The sequence below is a fragment of the Rhizobium sp. Root483D2 genome, from assembly GCF_001426685.1.
Lineage (GTDB): Bacteria > Pseudomonadota > Alphaproteobacteria > Rhizobiales > Rhizobiaceae > Pararhizobium > Pararhizobium qamdonense.
The window spans coordinates 69066-85386 of record NZ_LMFB01000003.1 but is presented as its reverse complement, the minus strand read 5'-3'; the positions used below and the strand labels follow the sequence as shown (position 1 = coordinate 85386).

Genomic DNA, 16321 nt, shown 5'->3' with positions numbered 1-16321 from the left:
GACTGAAACACGCCCGCGACGTCTTCAGAATATGTTCCAGGTTGTTCGCGCCGCAACTGGTCGCTGGAATGCAGGAATTGATGAGAAACTAAACCGAAAGGATCATCGCGTCCTTCAATTGCGGATAACCAGATCTATGAGAAACGCTCTGCCTATAACAGTTGTCATCCTCCAAAAGTGCTTTAATGCTGCGGTGGCACGGGGCGCCTTCGCGTTGATAGCATGCCTCCTTCTGGCAAATATCCTCTCAAGACCGGCCGCGGCAGAGGTGCCTCCTCCGGAATCTGGCAAGGTCGATCAGTTACTCAATCTGCTTGAAGATCCAGCTGTGAGGGAGTGGCTGACAGCGGAGAGACCCGTGCTGGCGGCAAGAGAAAATGCGACGCCGGTTCCACTGACAGCCAGCGACCGCGGCATGATGTCAACTGCGCTTGAGGGCGTGAATACCCATCTGGCGCGACTTGCACACAGCTGGCAGCTCATGCCACATCGTTTGGAAACGGTGCGCCAGGTAATTATGAAGGATATTGGCGACAAAGGAGGGTTCACCGTTGTTGCGCTTATCGCTCTTTTCGTGACCGTCGGGGCCGCTTTCTCCTACCTGGCCTACCATCTTGGCAGGCCACTGCGGCTTTGGACGATTGCGCAGGACGTGGACACGCCACAAGGCAGAATCGGAAAGTTCGGCGGGCGCTTTTTGATGGGTCTGCTCAGAATGAGTGCATTCACCGTTGGTAGCGCCGGGGCGTTCCTCCTGTTCGATTGGCCGCCATTGTTGCGTGAGATCGTGCTCGCCTATCTGACGGCCGCCATTGTGATTTGGGCGATACGCGTTGTTGCTCGGGTCGGGCTCTTACCAACTTTCATGGGTGTCGTTCGCGCACGCGAAGTGCGTGCCTTTAATGTCAGCGACGCTCGCGCTGATCACTGGTATCGCTGGATCGGCATCGTTTCCTTCGCCATTGCCATCGCCATAGCGACTTTATCGCTTCGTGCCAGATTCGGTTTCACGACAGATGACGTGCTCGCGCCCATTGTCGTGATCGATCTGATTGTGTTTGCCATCGCATTGCTTGCCCTTTGGCAGCGCCCCGTTGCCCGCGCCGAGGATCTGGAGCGTCCTGGCCTCTTCGGCCACCAGACGACCTCTTGGCTGCTAACTGCCTACTTTTTGCTGCTGTTACTCCTCCGAATCGGAGGCGCCAACGTGGCATTCTGGTTTGTTGTGGGAGCAGTTGCCACGCCGCTCGCCATCATGATCGCAGCCCATGCTGTGACCTACGCTTTGAGGCCTCCAACGGGCGAGAGCGACTCGCCTCCCGTTCCTGCTGTGACAATTGCGGTCGTCGATCGCGCCATTCGGCTGGGAATTATTGTTGTGGCGGCCTATTTTCTGGCAAAAGTGTGGGGGCTTGACCTGTCCAGCTTTGCCGAGACCAGTCCAGGAATGACGCTTGTAATTCGCGGATTGCTCAATGCAGCGGTCGTCGCACTCGGAGCTGATTTCGTGTGGTCGATCATCAAAGCTATCATCCAGCACAAGATCGGCAATCAGACGCCGGCCATCACAGACGATGCTGACGCCGTGGCGGTCGTCAATTCCCATGGAGCCCGCCTTCTCACGCTGTTGCCAATCCTCCAGAACATCATGCTTGCAATCATTCTCGTCATGGCGACCCTTATGATACTGTCGTCGGTCGGAATTCAGATCGCGCCGTTGATCGCGGGTGCAGGTGTCGTGGGCGTTGCCATCGGCTTCGGCGCGCAGACGATTGTCAAGGATGTGATCTCGGGCGTATTCTATCTCATCGACGATGCGTTTCGGGTTGGGGAGCACATTTCGACAGGCAAATTCAGCGGCACAGTTGAAAGCTTCTCGCTACGCTCGGTGAAACTGCGCCACCATCGTGGCCTACTTTACACAATCCCATTCGGGGAACTGGGTGCTGTGTGCAACGGTAGCCGCGACTGGTCGACAAACAAGTTTAACATAACTGTCGGCTTCAATACCGATCTCGACGTTGCGCGAAAGCTCATTAAACGCCTCGGACTGGAACTGGCCGAGGACCCGGAATACAAACTCTGGGTTATCGAACCAATCAAGTTGCAGGGCGTGCAGGAGTTTGGTGAATACGGCATCGTCCTTCGCATCAAGGCTACGACCCGACCCGGCGGCGCCTTCGGAATGAAGGGCAGGTTTTACCTTCGCGTGCGCGAGCTCTTCAGAGAGAACGGAATAGAGATTCCTGTGCCGACAGTTCACATCCACGGAGGCCAGCCGGGCGGCCAGCCGATTAGTATGGATAACGAAGCAGTTGCAGCACAGTCCTATCTCCAGCGCCACAAAAGGGACATGGCCAACACAGAGGAAGAAAATTGATTACCCTCAGGGATTCCAACGGATCTCAAGCGGCCTTACGCTTTAAGCCAATCTAGAGAATGCAAATTCCGGATGTGATGTCGGCCGCGTCGTCCGTTTACAACCCACATCTGGTGCCAAGCCACTATGAGCACCGGGTGGCGGACACTCCAGGTCAGGTCCTTTACATAAACGGGATACCGGCACTTCGACACGGAGGTAAGAGTGGTATCGATGTCCAGAGTGCGGCAGGCCGTTCGACCGATTTTACAGCTATCTCAAAGCCGCTTGGATCGACGGTGAAGCCCCGCCCCCAAAGACGAGGTCGTCGCCAGGACGACATCCGACGCGATTTGAACTACTGCAAAGCGGAACCCGGTAGTCAACCATAGAGAGACGGGAGGACGCTTGAAAGCCCTCCGGCCGTCCGTAGCCGATTTACAAGGAGATCGTTTTGAAGGATGTCGTCTTTCGTAGACAAGAGCTTGTCGACGTCCCACTGAGCGCTAAGGTAGCGCCCACTTGCCCAATCGGCTCGCCCGGAGCAGAGCCACGTAATGAAGCCAGCTGCAAGCTCAGGTTTGTCTACCAATACTGAATGAATCTCTCGGGGCATGTTCAAGGCGAGGTCGGTTGGGACACCACCCGGGTGAATAGCAAAGCATTTCATACCATCGGAACCATGATCGACCTGGATAAACTCGCAGAGGCGGTTTAGTGCGTGCTTTGTCGTCTGATAGTCGGATGCGCCGGGGGTAAGAAGCTGAGCACCCACGGATGACATCAGGATCAGATGCCCACCGGATATAGCCGAGTGTCGATGCCTCTGTGCTGACGCAACAAGATGCGGGATTGCATATCGCGCTACATGGTAGGTACCCTGCACATTCACCTCAAAACAGTGCCACCAGCTTTCAGGATCGGAGTCGCCGATCTTACTCCACTTGTCGAGATAGCCGGCATTTGCGTGCGCAATATCAATGCCGTCAAAGCGGGTGACACATTCGTCGATCGCGGCCTTTACCTGATCTTTATCTTTAACGTCACAGAGCATGTAGGCGCAGCCCGTGGCAGGAGAAACGCGGCTTATCACTGCCTGAGTTTCCTCAAGCTTGCCTTCGCTTCGTGCTGTCAGGAAAATCGCTCGAGCACCCGCTCTCGCAAGTGCTACCGCGGTCGCCCTCCCGATACCGGATGATCCACCGCTGATAAAGGCAACCTTCCCGTCCGCGCTTCCTGCAAGCACTCCCGCAGGATCGATTGCCGGATACAGATCATGGTGCAACGGTAGATCGAAAGATTGGGACGAGACTGATGACATTTTATCTCCGATGCAGAAAATTCTGAACTCAATACCGGCCGCCGATGTTGACAGGCGCAGCATCGGATCAATTATATGAATGATCATTCAGTTTTGTTATTCGCATTTTGGAAACTCAGACTTGCGGTCCCTAGGCCCTAGAAAAAGCCCGATACAGGCACGCTCCGCGGCCACCGTAGATGCCATTTTCGAGGCAACTATTCAGGTTCTGTTGTCACACGGACTCTCGGCATTGACGACCACGCGGATCGCCAAGCGCGCCGGTGTGTCGATTGGGACACTTTACCAGTACTTTCCCAACAAGGACGCTCTGCTCCGTGCTGTCATCACGAGCTATTTGGGGAAGGTAGCCGCCTCATTTGAAGAGTCGTGTTCGGCGGCTAGGGGAGCTTGTCTCCTTGAGATCAGCGAATTCATCGTTCGAGGTTACATTTTCGCCAAATGTGATCAACCTGAGCGGTCGCGCGCGCTCTATGCAATATCGAGCCATCTCGAAGTCGCCGATGTGGTAGAGAAGGTTTTTGCCCGCCTCCGGGCGGCAGCCTGCCGTCTGCTGGAATCCTGTAAGGACGCGAGTTTCAAAAATGCGGATGAAGTCGCTTATAGTCTCCTTGCCGCGCTCACCGGCGGAACACGAGTTGTCTTCGAAAATCGAGACGCTGAAGGCAGGTTGCCAGCTTTCACTCAGCAGATGCTGACGATGTCGCAGGCGTTCCTAAATAAATCAGCCAGTCAGAATGCTACCATTTAGAACAGAAAAACTCGGGAGAGGCCCGCCACCAGACTTGCTGCTGGCAATCTCTTGATCCACCAATCGAGCCAGCAGTTCATCCAACCGATGGTGACCCAGCCCATATCTTAGGCTTGCGAGCGGACCAGGGTTGAGAGCGCTCCAGTTGACCGGCCAGACTGAACAGCAGGGCCTCTTGGCCAAAGCCTGCAAAGAACTGTGATCCCACCGGCATGCCTGAACCCGGATCTTCGTACAGAGGCACTGACATTGCTGGCACACCGGCAACATTTGCGATGGCAGTAAACGGTGAATGGCTGAAAACATGGTTCACCCACTCAAGGCCATCCAACCGTTCCTGGCTATCATTGTACTCGCCAATCAACGGAGGCAACCGGGGTATAACTGGAGTGAGAAGAATGTCGTGCTTCTCAAAGAAGGCTCCGATCGCACGCGTAACACTGTTTCTGACATCGAGTGCACTGAGTAGGTTTGGGCCGGTGACATTTCGCCCATACTCGTAGACGGCATGAGTGGAGGGTTCAAGTATGTCATCACCTGGCGGCCGTCCTGTAAACTGCGCGATCGCATCGATCCATGCTGCGGTATTCACCGTCCAGAACTGGGCGTTCGCGAAAACGAATGCCTCCCAGGAAACGCCAAGGTCGAGTTCGGTTCGAGTGACTTCATGCCCAAGATATTCGCAGTGCCTGGCAGTCAGCTCAATTTGATCCGCAACTGCCGGATCAGTTTTCGTGCCATTCAGCGGATCGCGCATGAAGCCGATCCTGAGGGAGCGGGGGTCCACCAATGACGCCGACAGAAAGCTGCTCTCGGGCGAGGCGATGTAGTACGGCTCCCCCACAGCGCCACCTTGAGCAGCGTCGAGCAGCGCCGCACTGTCTCTGACCGTACGACTGACGCCAAGCTGCACGGCTAAGCCGCTCCAGACTTCATCCACCGCAGGACCATTGGAAACCCTGCCCCTTGATGGCTTTATCCCGAACAATCCATTCGCTGACGCTGGGACGCGGATGCTGCCACCTCCATCTGTCGCATGGGCAACAGGCACAATACCTGCGGCAACCGCAGCACCGGAGCCGCCACTCGATCCGCCAGCGCTGCGTCTTATGTCCCAAGGGTTGCGGGTCGGGCCAGTTGCAGCGCCCTCCGTTGTTGTGCTGATGGCAAACTCAGGCGTGGTCGTCCTGCCTATTGTAACAAGCCCGCTTTTCCGAAATTTGCTCATCAAGGTGGAATCTTCTGTAGCCCGAACCCCAGCGGCAAGCCGACTACCAAGCTCGTTCAACCTCCCCGCCCGGGTTATGGCGAGATCCTTGATCAAAAAGGGCACACCATAAAAGGCGGCATTCGCATCTAGTTCTGATACCGAAAGCACGCTTTCGTCAGTCCAGATCTCCGCTACCGCGTTAATGTGAGGATTAACGAGGTCGCTTGCTTCCACAGCGGCGCTCGCTACCTCTTGAGGAGAGACCTCACCGGCTTCAATCAGCCCGACAAGACCAAGAGCGTCATAGGACGTGTAGTCGCGAAGTTCCATGATAGCTTCCTTATTACAGCAAACTGGTTTAAATGATACCGTTTGGTATCAATGATACTGCTCGGTATCATTGTCAAGCATGCTTAGGCGAATAGAGGGAAGTCGAGATGGCCACGCTGAATGAACGGATTACGACGGCCGCTCATAAGCTCTTCGATGAAAAGGGAATCCAGCACGTTACCATCGACGCAATAGCGGCAGAGGCTAGAACAACAAAAATGGGCGTGTACCGCCATTTTGAATCACGAGACGCCCTGATCGAAGATTGGATGGAAGCTACCATCGAGCGTTATAGGGGCGCTCTAGACCAGGTTGAACTGGATCACCCAAATAATCCACGGGCCCAGTTGATGGCATGGGCTGAATACATCGCGCATGGTCTTCAAGAAATTTCATATAGAGGCTGCCCGTTCATCAACACCATCGCCGAAATCGCGGACAGGGCACATCCGGTTAGACAAACCATCGAAAAACATAAAGTCAGACAGGCAGAGCGAATTCAGGAGATGTGCCGCAAGGTCGGCGTCGCTAACCCGAAGCTCGCAGCTGCCGAAATCACGTTTCTGCTGGAAGGCGCGCAGGTGTGTGCACAGAACGGAAGTATTTCAGAGATCGAGGATTACATCTTGACCATCATGCGTTGCATTCTGTCACGATAGCGGCCTGAGGAACATCTAACCGACATGATTAAACTCGGCAAATGAAGGCAAACCCGACAATAAATGATAGCGCATTAATCAGAATATATCAGCAAAACAGACGTGAGAGGGAAACGGTTGAGAGAGACGGCGAAGCCATCAGGCAATATGGTGTCCTATGTCGCGGACACATTGGCTTTGGTGCTGTTCTTCACCACCACAGGCATCGTAAATGAACGAATTATCGCAGGGATGACGTGGGAGCAGGTCCTTCACGCTCGTCTAATAGGCGGAGTTTTAATGGTTCCTGTAGGGCGACCCTACGGCTTGTGGCGGGACTGGCTTATGAGTCATGCGAAGCAGACACGGCTTTCTCAGCTTATATGGGACAGCTTGGCGCTGGTGAGCTTTCAAGTGCCGATCTACACTGCGATCATCGCATTCAGCGGAGCCGCCGGGGATAGTTTGATCCGAGGGGTGCTGGGCGCAACGGTGATGATGATGGTGCTAGGCCGACCCTACGGAGCGTTCCTGAACTGGGTAAGGCATCTCTTTGGTCTGCCGCCAGGGGGTGAAAAACCAATGTCACTTAACACCTAAGCCGACGCTTTTTGAACAGTGATGGCCACCCGTTTGGGGTTTACTGGATTGAAGATTGCAAAGCGCCGGTAGGCAGTCGGCTTAGTGGAAAGATTGCGAGTCATTTTCTTTTCCAGGTCAATCGACCGCGATGCCTGTTCACGCGTACTGTCGTCGCGGCTCTCCAATGTCAGGGAAGACGAGTGCATATTCGGGCTCTGCCCGCCACCCGCGCGTGATCGGCAGTTGATACGCCGGGCAAAGGTGCAGGAGCGAGAGGCTCCTGCACCTGTACTTCGGTCAGACAGTCTTGCTGATCTTCAGCATTGTCAGCAGGATGCGAGCTGTCTCGACGGACGAGCCAGGATTCTGCCCAGTAATCAGCAACCCGTCCTGAACAGCGTAGGATGACCAGTCGTCACCGCTGGAATAAATCCCGCCATTCTGCTTCAGCACGTCTTCAACGAGGAAGGGTACGACATCAGTGAGGCCAACACCGTCTTCTTCAGTGTTCTTAAAGCCGGTAACATTCTTACCTCGGACCAGCGGCGTTCCATCGGCTGCCTTGACGTGGCGAAGAACGCCGGGGGCATGGCAGACGAGTGCGACCGGCTTGCCGGCACGGTACGCGTTCTCGATGAGAGCGATCGATGTGTTGTCTTCAGCCAGATCCCACAGCGGGCCGTGACCACCGGGATAAAAGACCGCGTCGTAGTCTTCCTGGGAAACCGAAGAGAGCTTGACGGTCGACGCCAGTACGGACTGCGCGTCGACGTCGGCTTGGAAGCGGCGTGTCTGTTCGGTTTGGAAAGAAAGCTCGTCGCTCTTCGGATCGAGTGGCGGCTGGCCACCCTTCGGGGAAGCGACGGTGATATCTGCACCCGCTTCAAGGAATGCGTAGTAGGGAGCGGCGAACTCTTCGAGCCAGAAGCCGGTTTTGCGGCCTGTGTTGCCGAGTTCGTCGTGCGAAGTGAGAACCATCAGAATTTTCATTTTACGGATCCTAGTGAGTGTGCCTGAGTGATTTTGGAATGGGAAAAACACTAGTTCGACTTTTGCTGTCCCCATCCATCTGGACACCCTAAACATGCCTGATGAATTGATATTCCTGAAATTTATTTGTTGTATTCCAGACATTCACATGAAAATATAACTGGATGAAATTCGACCTGAACCTCTTGCCGGTGTTTCTCACTCTGATGGAGGAACGCAACGTGACGCGCGCCGCCGCACGCCTGGGCATCACCCAGCCCGCGATGTCCAATGCCTTGAGCCGCTTGCGCGATACGATGCGCGATCCGCTCTTCATTCGGGAGCGGTACGGCATGAAGCCGACCCAGATGGCGGAAGAGCTGGAGCCCGTTGTCACTGCGGCCTTAGCAAGCATTGACGACATTATCCTCGGTCAAAGAGACTTCGATCCGGTCAAGGCAGAAAAGCTCTTTACGATTGCCCCCAACGGCTACGTCGAGTTTGTGCTGATGCCAGTGCTGGTCGCCCGGCTGCGGGAGCGAGCCCCGGGGATCAATCTACGCCTAACGCCGTTCGGCAACGACCTGGCTGAGACCGGCGCCATGTCCGGCGGGACTGATATCGTCCTTGGCCGAATTGTCGATCCACCGGACAATATGGTGGTCCAGCATCTGATGGATGAAGGGCTTGCCTGCGTCGTTCGAGCCGATCATCCCGATATTCGGGATGGGATTTCACGGGAGCAGTATGAGCAAATGAAGCACGTCAATGTGCTTCCGCCCGGGCGAATGCGCGCGGGCTTGTTCCAGGCGCTCGGCCATCAGCACCTGAGACGGGAAGTTGCCGTTTCCGTTACGCATTTTCTAGCCGTACCTGAAATGATCGCGGTCACCGACTATTGCGCCACCCTGCCAACCCTGATCTGCCGGCGCCTCGCCAACGACGCGCGGCTGAAAGTGCTTCCTGCCCCAACCGACCTCGGCACTTTTCCCGTCGAGATGGCCTGGCATGTCCGCCATCGCAACGATTCGGCTCATCGATGGCTGCGGTTGTTGATCAGCGAGGTCACAAGGGAGCTAACGGATACGACTTCCTCCTACCCACAACACGGCATCGCCCTTCGCTGACATGCGCGGTCATCACGTCGCCGTCCGCACGCCGGACCTCGAAACCGCCAAGCGCTGGTATGTCGAGAAGCTCGACTTCCGTGTCGTTGCCGAATGGAACTATGCCGACGAACAACTCGCCTTTCTGGCACCGGCCACGGACGACCATTTCTATGTGGAGATCCTTGATGGCGGCGATCCGTCGCCCGCAGACGTCCGTCTCTGTACCGATCTCGGCGACAGCCTCAAATACGCCGGCTACCACCATTTCTGCCTGAATGTCGGAAGCGTCGATACCACTGTCGAGGAACTACGCGCACGCGGCATCACAATCGTCACCGAGCCGTTCGAGCTTCTGGCGATCAGCCGCCGCCTCGCCTTCTTCTGCGATCCCTTCGGCAACCTGATCGAGCTGGCAGAAGTCCTGCCGTGATCTTTCCCACCCGGTTGGCCATCCGGAAATCGCGGTGGCCAAGCGTCCCTCCTTATCTCCACGAAAATCAAGGAATATCCTCATGAAAATCTGGTTCATCACCGGCGCCTCGCGCGGCTTTGGCGCCCTCATCACGACGCGTGCTCTTGCACAGGGCGACGCCGTCGTCGCCACCGCCCGCAATCCAAAGGTGATCACCGAGCGGTTCGGCGAACACCCCAACCTGCTTCCGGTCGCCCTCGACGTGACCGTCGACAGCCAGGCGACCGCAGCAGTGAAAGCTGGGATCGAGCGCTTCGGCCGCATCGATATCCTGCTCAACAATGCCGGGTTCGGATTGATGGGTGCCGTTGAAGAAGCAACCGTGGCCGAGATCGAGGCAGTTTACCGCACCAACGTCTTTGGTCTCCTCAACGTGACCCGCGCCGTCCTGCCCTCGATGCGCCGGGCGCGTTCCGGCCGCATCCTGAATATCTCATCGATCGGCGGCTATCGCGGCGCGGCCGGCTTCGGTGTCTACTCCTCGACGAAATTCGCGGTCGAAGGGCTGAGCGAAGCTCTGCATGACGAACTGGCACCGCTTGGCATCCACGTCACGGTCGTAGAGCCGGGCTATTTCCGCACCGACTTCCTCGACAGTTCGTCCTTGTCGGTCAGTGGCAATATCATCGGCGATTACGCAGAAACTGTCGGCAAGGTGCGAACGATAGCAGCCGGTCTCAGCCATAAACAACCCGGCGACCCTCAAAAGCTGGCAGAGGCGCTCATCGCCTTCACTGACGCCCCCAATCCGCCGGTGCGTCTGCCGCTCGGTAGCGACACGGTCGCCGCGATCGAGAAAAAGCACGCACAAGACGCTGCCATTCTCTCCGAATGGCGCATCGTCTCGGGGTCGACCGACTTCGCCGCTGACGGATGACGGCGCTCGTCCGGTTGAACTTCGTCCGACGGGAGGCCGCTTTCGGGGCCCCCCATCGCCTTGATGGGGTACGAACCTACCGCCCAGCAATTATCTTGACCCCGAAAAGGTGATATTTGCTGTTTTCCAGCGGCTTACAGATTCCAGTCCCCGTCTGCGGTCGTCCGCCCTCTCGGCGTCACGCATGGCTGCCTTCAACCTCCGGTCGGATTGTCGGCGAACGAACGCTTTATGAGGACGTCCTTGTCTGTCGAATAGAGGGTCGCTTCCAGCTACGCGTTATATTTTGGGCGGCCGCGCCGACGCGGGCTCGGATAGGCTATCAATCTCTTTTGCTTGACGATCAGGCGTAGGCGATCTCGCTAGCTGTTTTGAGCCGCGCAACGCTTATTGCTCGGGATGTCAATGCTGCCGCTGGGTCCGACCGATTTTGGCCCCCGTCTAAGCTCTCATCCGCCAGGTCAAAAAGATCAATCCTATATGGACCAAAATATGATGGGGAAAACTCTATCCCCGCCAATTCATGCGAGACGCGACGCGGGATTTTTACTGACCGCTGTGCAATCCTCAGTCGTAACACCTCAAAAGGTTCAGAGATTCTCCGATGTGTAAGCCTAGCGGCACAATCAAATCGCACCTCGAAAAAATTGCGTCCCAGGATTACGTGTTGCCGGCAATCCAGCGCGAATTCGTTTGGTGGCCGGAACAAATCTGCGAGCTTCTTGACAGCCTCATGCAGGGATGTCCCTTCGGCACGTTCCTCTTCTGGAAGATCGCGCAGGAGAGGCGCACGGAGTACAAGTTCTACGATTTTGTTCAACACTATCACGAACGCGACCGGTATCATTGCGAACTATTGAAAAACCCGCCCGAGCGTGAGCTAATCGCTGTCCTTGATGGGCAACAGCGCATGACCGCGCTCAAAGTCGGCCTGCGGGGTTCCTATACTTGGAAAATGCCAGGCAAACGGTGGAGTTCAGATGCAGCATTTCCCAGCAGGCACCTGTATCTTGACCTCTTAAGCGAGGCCGATCTCGAAAGCGGTTACCGGTATCATTTCGAGTTCCTCACGGAAAGCCAGGCCAAGTGCCCACAACCCGGCACGGTGTGGTTCCGATGTGGCCGGGTAGTGGAGGAGGAGTACGACTGGCTGATTGACAGCCTTGATGAGCTCGATCTCGAAAAGGAAGCCATTAGGACGGCGCGCGCGACGTTGCGTCATTTCCACAACACCGTTCATGACAAGGATCTCATCACTTACTATGAGGAAGAGAACCAAAGCCTTGAGCACGTCCTGAATATTTTCATCCGGATGAACAGTGGCGCTGCGCCGCTTTCCTATTCCGACCTTCCCTTGTCGGTCGCGGTTGCGCAGTGGGAAAAGGTGGATGCACGAGAAGCCATCCATTCGCTCGTAGACGAGATGAACGACCAAGGCAACGGCTTCAAATTTACGAAGGATTTGGTGCTGAAGGCTGGCCTGATGCTCTCCGATATCGGCAGCGTCGGCTTCAAGGTCGAAAATTTCAACAAGACCAACATGGCAGTGCTCGAGGCAAATTGGCCAAAAATCTACAAGGCGATGCTGATCGCTGTTCAACTTTTGGCATCCTTTGGATTCAGCGGCCAGAACCTGCGAGCGGAAAGCTCGATCCTACCGATCGCCTACTACATTTACGCGCGCAAGGCCGATGAGGCCTATCTGCATCGTGCGGAATTCGCCTCAGATCGCGAGAATATCCGGCTTTGGTTGATCAGGAGTGTTCTCAAGGCATCTGGCATCTGGGGAAGCGGCCTCGATACCCTGCTGACCGCATTGCGCGAGAAGATCAGCTTGCACGCCACCAGCGAGTTTCCCGTGAATGAGCTTGAGACGGTCATGGCGCTGCGCGGTAAGTCGCTGACCTTTACCGACGTCGAGATCGACGAGCACTGCGACCTAGCCTACGGGAACGCTCGTACGTTTGCGCTTCTCTCCATGATATTTCCGGGCTTCGATCTGTCGCGGCATTTCCATGTTGATCATATCTATCCGCAGGGCCGCTTCACGGACGCGCAGCTGCGCAAGGGCGGTGTGACTGAGAAGCTTTGGGCGTCGTTGCAGGAAAAGCAGAACAGGTTGCCGAACCTCCAGCTCCTGGAAGGCCCGATCAACAATCAGAAGCGACAGAAGTTGCCATACGAATGGTCTGCCTGGACGAAGCCGGACGAGATCGCCCGGCGGCAATACCTGGCAGGCCTGGATATCTCCGCCCTGCCGGAAACCATCGAAAAATTTCCCGATTTCTACGACCAGCGACGGGCGGCGCTGAAGATGCGCATCGTTCAGGCCTTGGGACAAAGCCAGCTCGCTTCGGGTTCAGCAACGAAAGCGGTCGAACAAATAGCATGACAATTAAGGTCTGCCTTCCGGTTTTACGCAATCATGGTGCCAGTTGATGCAGCGCGTCTATTGCATCTTCGAGGGGGCCGGCGCACGTGGGCTGGGCCATATAGGTGCTTATCGATCTATCTCGAAGCAAAGTCTCGACATCCGAGGCTTCGCAGGCACATCGGCCGGAGCAATTGTCGCGGCACTTGCCTGCAGCGGATACTCCGCCGAGGAACTCTTTTCAGAAGCGACTGGAAAAACAATCCTGGATCGTCTCGACCTTGAGCCGACCAATGCGGACGCCAGTCAGGTCCTTCGGCCAGCGATCACGCCGGCAAACTTGTTCGGCAAGAGCCAGTGGTGGAAGATCAGGTTGATTCGTTTCTTGCTCGACAGGGTCTGGATTGTCTGGTTCCTCGCTCTGAGTACCGTCGGAATCGTTCTTCCGGGCCTGTTTCTCTATCCCCGGCCGGCGCTGCTGCTGCTGGTGGTGATGCTCGGGATCGCCGGTATTGCCGCGTGGATGATTGCCCGGGGTCTTGTCGAACTCGATCCGGTGAGGGTCGGCATCGACCAGCTTCTGCGCATCAAAGTCCGCGGAAGCCGGCTCGGCCCGCCCGTTACTTTTTCGGATCTTGCGGCCGCTGGCTGTGCGCCGCTGAAGGTGGTCGCCGCCAATATCTCAGAGCAGGAAACGATGGTGTTTTCGGTCGAAACAACCCCAGATATTGCCGTTGCCGAAGCGGTCTGCGCCTCGATTGCCATACCTGGCGTGTTCAAACCGCGGAAGATAGGGACAAGTTGGTACATGGATGGCGGTTTGGTCTCCAACCTCCCGGCATGGACGTTTGACGACGAACGCGCCATCGATCGCGATGCCTTGACCGCGGCGATCGAAATAGGAGAGACCTCCCACGGTTCGTCCGAGGGCGGCGACTGGACCCTCGGTTCGGCTTTCCGCACCATGCTCTTCGGGGCTGGCGTGCTCAACAAGCGCGGCGTCGACCGGTTGACGCCGGAACGACTGGTCGTCAATATCGGCCTCCTCGACTTCGACATCGGCTTCGAGCGGACTAAAGAGATTGTTCGGGACTCCGAGGAGTATTGCGACATCAATCTCATCGACCGGATGATCGAGCTTCCTTTCCTGATGAACGAGACGTGCAACAAGGTCGCTGTGCGTTGTCACGAGATCCTGTCCACGGCGTTTGACGCCGCAGGTTTTGTTCACGACGGCTTTCGTACCAGGCTCGCGGTTGCGCTTCCCGTTGGTCCTCGGGTTAAGACCCTTCGCCTGGAATACAGTTCCGGCTATGACGATCTCTCGGACGAAAGGATTTCCTTGCCGGTGGAGCGGTCTTTTGTCGGTCGCGCCTGGAACGAGAACAAGACTTTGTACATTTCTAAGAGTGATGCCGTGACGTGGGGAGAAAGTCTGTCTGCTCCGGAAGATCGATGGCTTCGCAAGCTGATCTGGAAGGACCTGTCCTGGGTTCTTTGCGTACCGGTGGAGCTTGCTCCGGGATCAAAGGCGGTGGTAACGCTTGACGGGGACAAGGAGCTGGAATTCGACGAGCAGGCACTGCAGGAGTTGCTGGACGAGATGGAACGCATTATATTGGATGAATTCCAGTCACTGGAAGATGGAAAGGAACTGCTTCATGCCCGTTAAAATGTTGTCGCTCCCGAAAAAGACTGCTGAGTCTACAAGCTCGAGTGCGGCCGTGCGATCAGCTGTGCGTGTGAAGTCAGCTGAATACAAGACGCAAACCGATAGCGGCAAGAAGGTTTCGGAGCTGGCGAAGAAAATTCGCGAGTTCGATGCCAAGGTCGAAGCAAACCCTCGCTCGCTTGTTCGCGGGCGTGTTGCCAAAGCGGGACTTTTCAAAATCTAAGCCCTCAATCGGGCGTTTTCGTCGTGCTCAGCGATACGGCTCATCGTTGCCGCCGAAGGTTTTTTTTTGTTCCGGCTGATGTGCCGGTCCAGGCAAGGGGCGCGCGCCGTTATGGCTACTCGATCGAAGGACTGGGTTTTCCGGCCTCGCAGGTTTTCCGGAACCCTGTCTGCGGGAGAACAGGTCAGGCCCGTAAAATTTACCGCGCAAGTCGGCGGCGATCATCGCTGTGTCGTCAGCGTCGATCCCATAGATCGGGAAACCTACCTCCTGCTTCATCAGCACTTTGGCCAGGCCGGCCAACAACACCCAGGTTTTGACCTCGTGGGCGTTGCGAGAAACGGAGATCGTTTTGTCTCGACCGGAATGTCGATACGCCACCTCGGAGGTGGCGACGCGCCCGGATGGCGTCTGAAACTTGGGTTGCAGCACACGACAATTACTGTTGGGCTGAAAAGCGATTGCCATCGCCCTGTCCTTCGAAGGCACTTTCGGGCTTTTCGCTCTCATAGGAACCCGATCCATGATACCGCGCTCGGCCGCGTCGTGGTTTTCGGGATGCATCAGCCAGGATCAAATGACCGCGTTTGCGGTCATGTTGCCATTGAAGCACCGGCCTCTCAGGACGATGTTGACACTTGGCATGAAGCCGCAGGCGCCTTCCTGTTGCATATGCATTCCGGCCTATCGTTTGCGCAAGGCGGACGGCTGCAGGTCGCCCATGAGGATTTCATAGCGGGCCGCACGTGGACCGCGACGTTTTTCGCAGGCGCTGGCTTTGCGCCGGAATTGCCCTTGCAACACTTCCTAAACCATGGCCCCTTCATTGAGGCGCTAGTGAACGGCTTCTTCGAAAAAGGTCCCCTGAACGAGGGGTATGCAACCGCCCTTGGCTGGCTTCAGCTCCCGACGACATTCGACGAGGTACGCTTTCTTTCGGCGATGACCGCGCTCGAGGTGATCGTCGACACGCAGCTACCCAAGACCGAAAAGGGTGGCATGATGAAAAAGGCTGAATTCAGGGCGCTCCGAGACAGGCTTTACCAAGCGATCGACACGGAGCTCGGTGTTGAGCCGGAAGCTCGAGACATCATGAAGAAAAAGCTTGAAGACGCCAATAAGAAGGTACTGAGCCAAAAGATCAAGGCGCTCTTTAAGCATCTCGCCGTGCCGACGCGGGATTTCGACGACGACACGATCAAGCGTCTTACTGGTGTACGCAATGAAATTGTTCACCGCGGCGCCATTCCGGATCGCAATCTCATCTGGCGTGAAATCGTGTTGATTCGAGAATTGATTAACCGCATTCTTATGGGAGCGATTGATTACAAAGGGCGCTATTGCTGCTATGTTGATAGGGAGCACGAGCGGACATTTCCCGATCTCGAGATATTTCCGCCAGCCTCCTTGTAGCCGTGATGCTCCATTACGGACGGA

General features: G+C 56.2%; 15 protein-coding genes. 11 read left to right on the top strand and 4 right to left on the bottom strand.

Annotation, left to right across the window (positions count from 1 at the left end):
- Window positions 1–358 precede the first annotated feature (358 nt).
- A complete protein-coding gene (locus ASD32_RS02555; RefSeq protein ID WP_162252628.1) occupies window positions 359–2380 on the top strand; it encodes a mechanosensitive ion channel family protein in 2022 nt (673 codons plus the stop codon).
- A gap of 361 nt (window positions 2381–2741) precedes the next feature.
- Here ASD32_RS02555 and ASD32_RS02550 read toward each other — a convergent pair whose 3' ends face one another.
- Window positions 2742–3767 (bottom strand): SDR family oxidoreductase, encoded by a 1026-nt coding sequence (locus ASD32_RS02550; protein WP_200953548.1) that lies wholly within the window; start codon window positions 3765–3767, stop codon window positions 2742–2744.
- Between ASD32_RS02550 and ASD32_RS02545 the strand changes: the two genes are divergently transcribed.
- Window positions 3760–4431 carry a TetR/AcrR family transcriptional regulator gene (locus ASD32_RS02545; protein ID WP_082546611.1) on the top strand — a complete coding sequence of 224 codons (672 nt, stop codon included), beginning with the start codon at window positions 3760–3762 and terminating at the stop codon, window positions 4429–4431. The genes ASD32_RS02550 and ASD32_RS02545 overlap by 8 nt on opposite strands.
- Before the next feature lie 76 nt (window positions 4432–4507).
- Here ASD32_RS02545 and ASD32_RS02540 read toward each other — a convergent pair whose 3' ends face one another.
- On the bottom strand, window positions 4508–5971 hold the full coding sequence (locus ASD32_RS02540) for an amidase family protein (protein WP_060636338.1): 1464 nt from the start codon (window positions 5969–5971) through the stop codon (window positions 4508–4510).
- Window positions 5972–6078: 107 nt separating this feature from the next.
- On the opposite strand from ASD32_RS02540, the gene ASD32_RS02535 reads away from it, so the two are divergent.
- Window positions 6079–6630 (top strand): TetR/AcrR family transcriptional regulator, encoded by a 552-nt coding sequence (locus ASD32_RS02535; protein WP_060636337.1) that lies wholly within the window; start codon window positions 6079–6081, stop codon window positions 6628–6630.
- Window positions 6631–6777: 147 nt separating this feature from the next.
- Window positions 6778–7209, top strand: a complete 432-nt coding sequence (gene alaE / locus ASD32_RS02530) for an L-alanine exporter AlaE (protein ID WP_060636336.1) — start codon at window positions 6778–6780, stop codon at window positions 7207–7209.
- A 279-nt stretch (window positions 7210–7488) separates the two neighbouring features.
- Here the strand turns inward: alaE and ASD32_RS02525 are convergent, their stop codons facing one another.
- A complete protein-coding gene (locus tag ASD32_RS02525; protein WP_060636335.1) occupies window positions 7489–8181 on the bottom strand; it encodes a type 1 glutamine amidotransferase domain-containing protein in 693 nt (230 codons plus the stop codon).
- A 164-nt stretch (window positions 8182–8345) separates the two neighbouring features.
- Here ASD32_RS02525 and ASD32_RS02520 point away from each other — a divergent pair, with 164 nt between their 5' ends.
- The 6 genes from ASD32_RS02520 to ASD32_RS02495 all read left to right on the top strand — a co-directional run bounded on the left by ASD32_RS02520 (window position 8346) and on the right by ASD32_RS02495 (window position 14884).
- Complete coding sequence (locus tag ASD32_RS02520) at window positions 8346–9287, top strand: LysR family transcriptional regulator (RefSeq protein WP_060636334.1); 942 nt, start codon at window positions 8346–8348, stop codon at window positions 9285–9287.
- A 1-nt stretch (window position 9288) separates the two neighbouring features.
- Window positions 9289–9699, top strand: coding sequence for a VOC family protein (locus ASD32_RS02515; protein ID WP_060636333.1), 411 nt, complete (start codon window positions 9289–9291; stop codon window positions 9697–9699).
- An 82-nt stretch (window positions 9700–9781) separates the two neighbouring features.
- Window positions 9782–10618, top strand: a complete 837-nt coding sequence (locus ASD32_RS02510; RefSeq protein ID WP_060636332.1) for an SDR family NAD(P)-dependent oxidoreductase — start codon at window positions 9782–9784, stop codon at window positions 10616–10618.
- 604 nt (window positions 10619–11222) lie between these two features.
- Window positions 11223–13010: a DUF262 domain-containing protein gene (locus ASD32_RS02505; protein ID WP_060636331.1), complete on the top strand. Its 1788-nt coding sequence runs from the start codon at window positions 11223–11225 to the stop codon at window positions 13008–13010.
- Window positions 13011–13056: 46 nt separating this feature from the next.
- Window positions 13057–14661 (top strand): patatin-like phospholipase family protein, encoded by a 1605-nt coding sequence (locus ASD32_RS02500; RefSeq protein ID WP_060636330.1) that lies wholly within the window; start codon window positions 13057–13059, stop codon window positions 14659–14661.
- A complete protein-coding gene (locus ASD32_RS02495) occupies window positions 14651–14884 on the top strand; it encodes a hypothetical protein (RefSeq protein ID WP_082546610.1) in 234 nt (77 codons plus the stop codon). Before ASD32_RS02500 ends, ASD32_RS02495 begins: the two co-directional genes overlap by 11 nt.
- A 27-nt stretch (window positions 14885–14911) precedes the next feature.
- On the opposite strand, the gene ASD32_RS02490 is transcribed toward ASD32_RS02495, so the two are convergent.
- Entirely contained in the window at window positions 14912–15352 is a 441-nt protein-coding gene (locus tag ASD32_RS02490) for a hypothetical protein (protein WP_156383029.1), read from the bottom strand.
- 90 nt (window positions 15353–15442) lie between these two features.
- Here ASD32_RS02490 and ASD32_RS02485 point away from each other — a divergent pair, with 90 nt between their 5' ends.
- Window positions 15443–16297, top strand: a complete 855-nt coding sequence (locus ASD32_RS02485) for a HEPN domain-containing protein (protein ID WP_156383028.1) — start codon at window positions 15443–15445, stop codon at window positions 16295–16297.
- Window positions 16298–16321 lie beyond the last annotated feature (24 nt).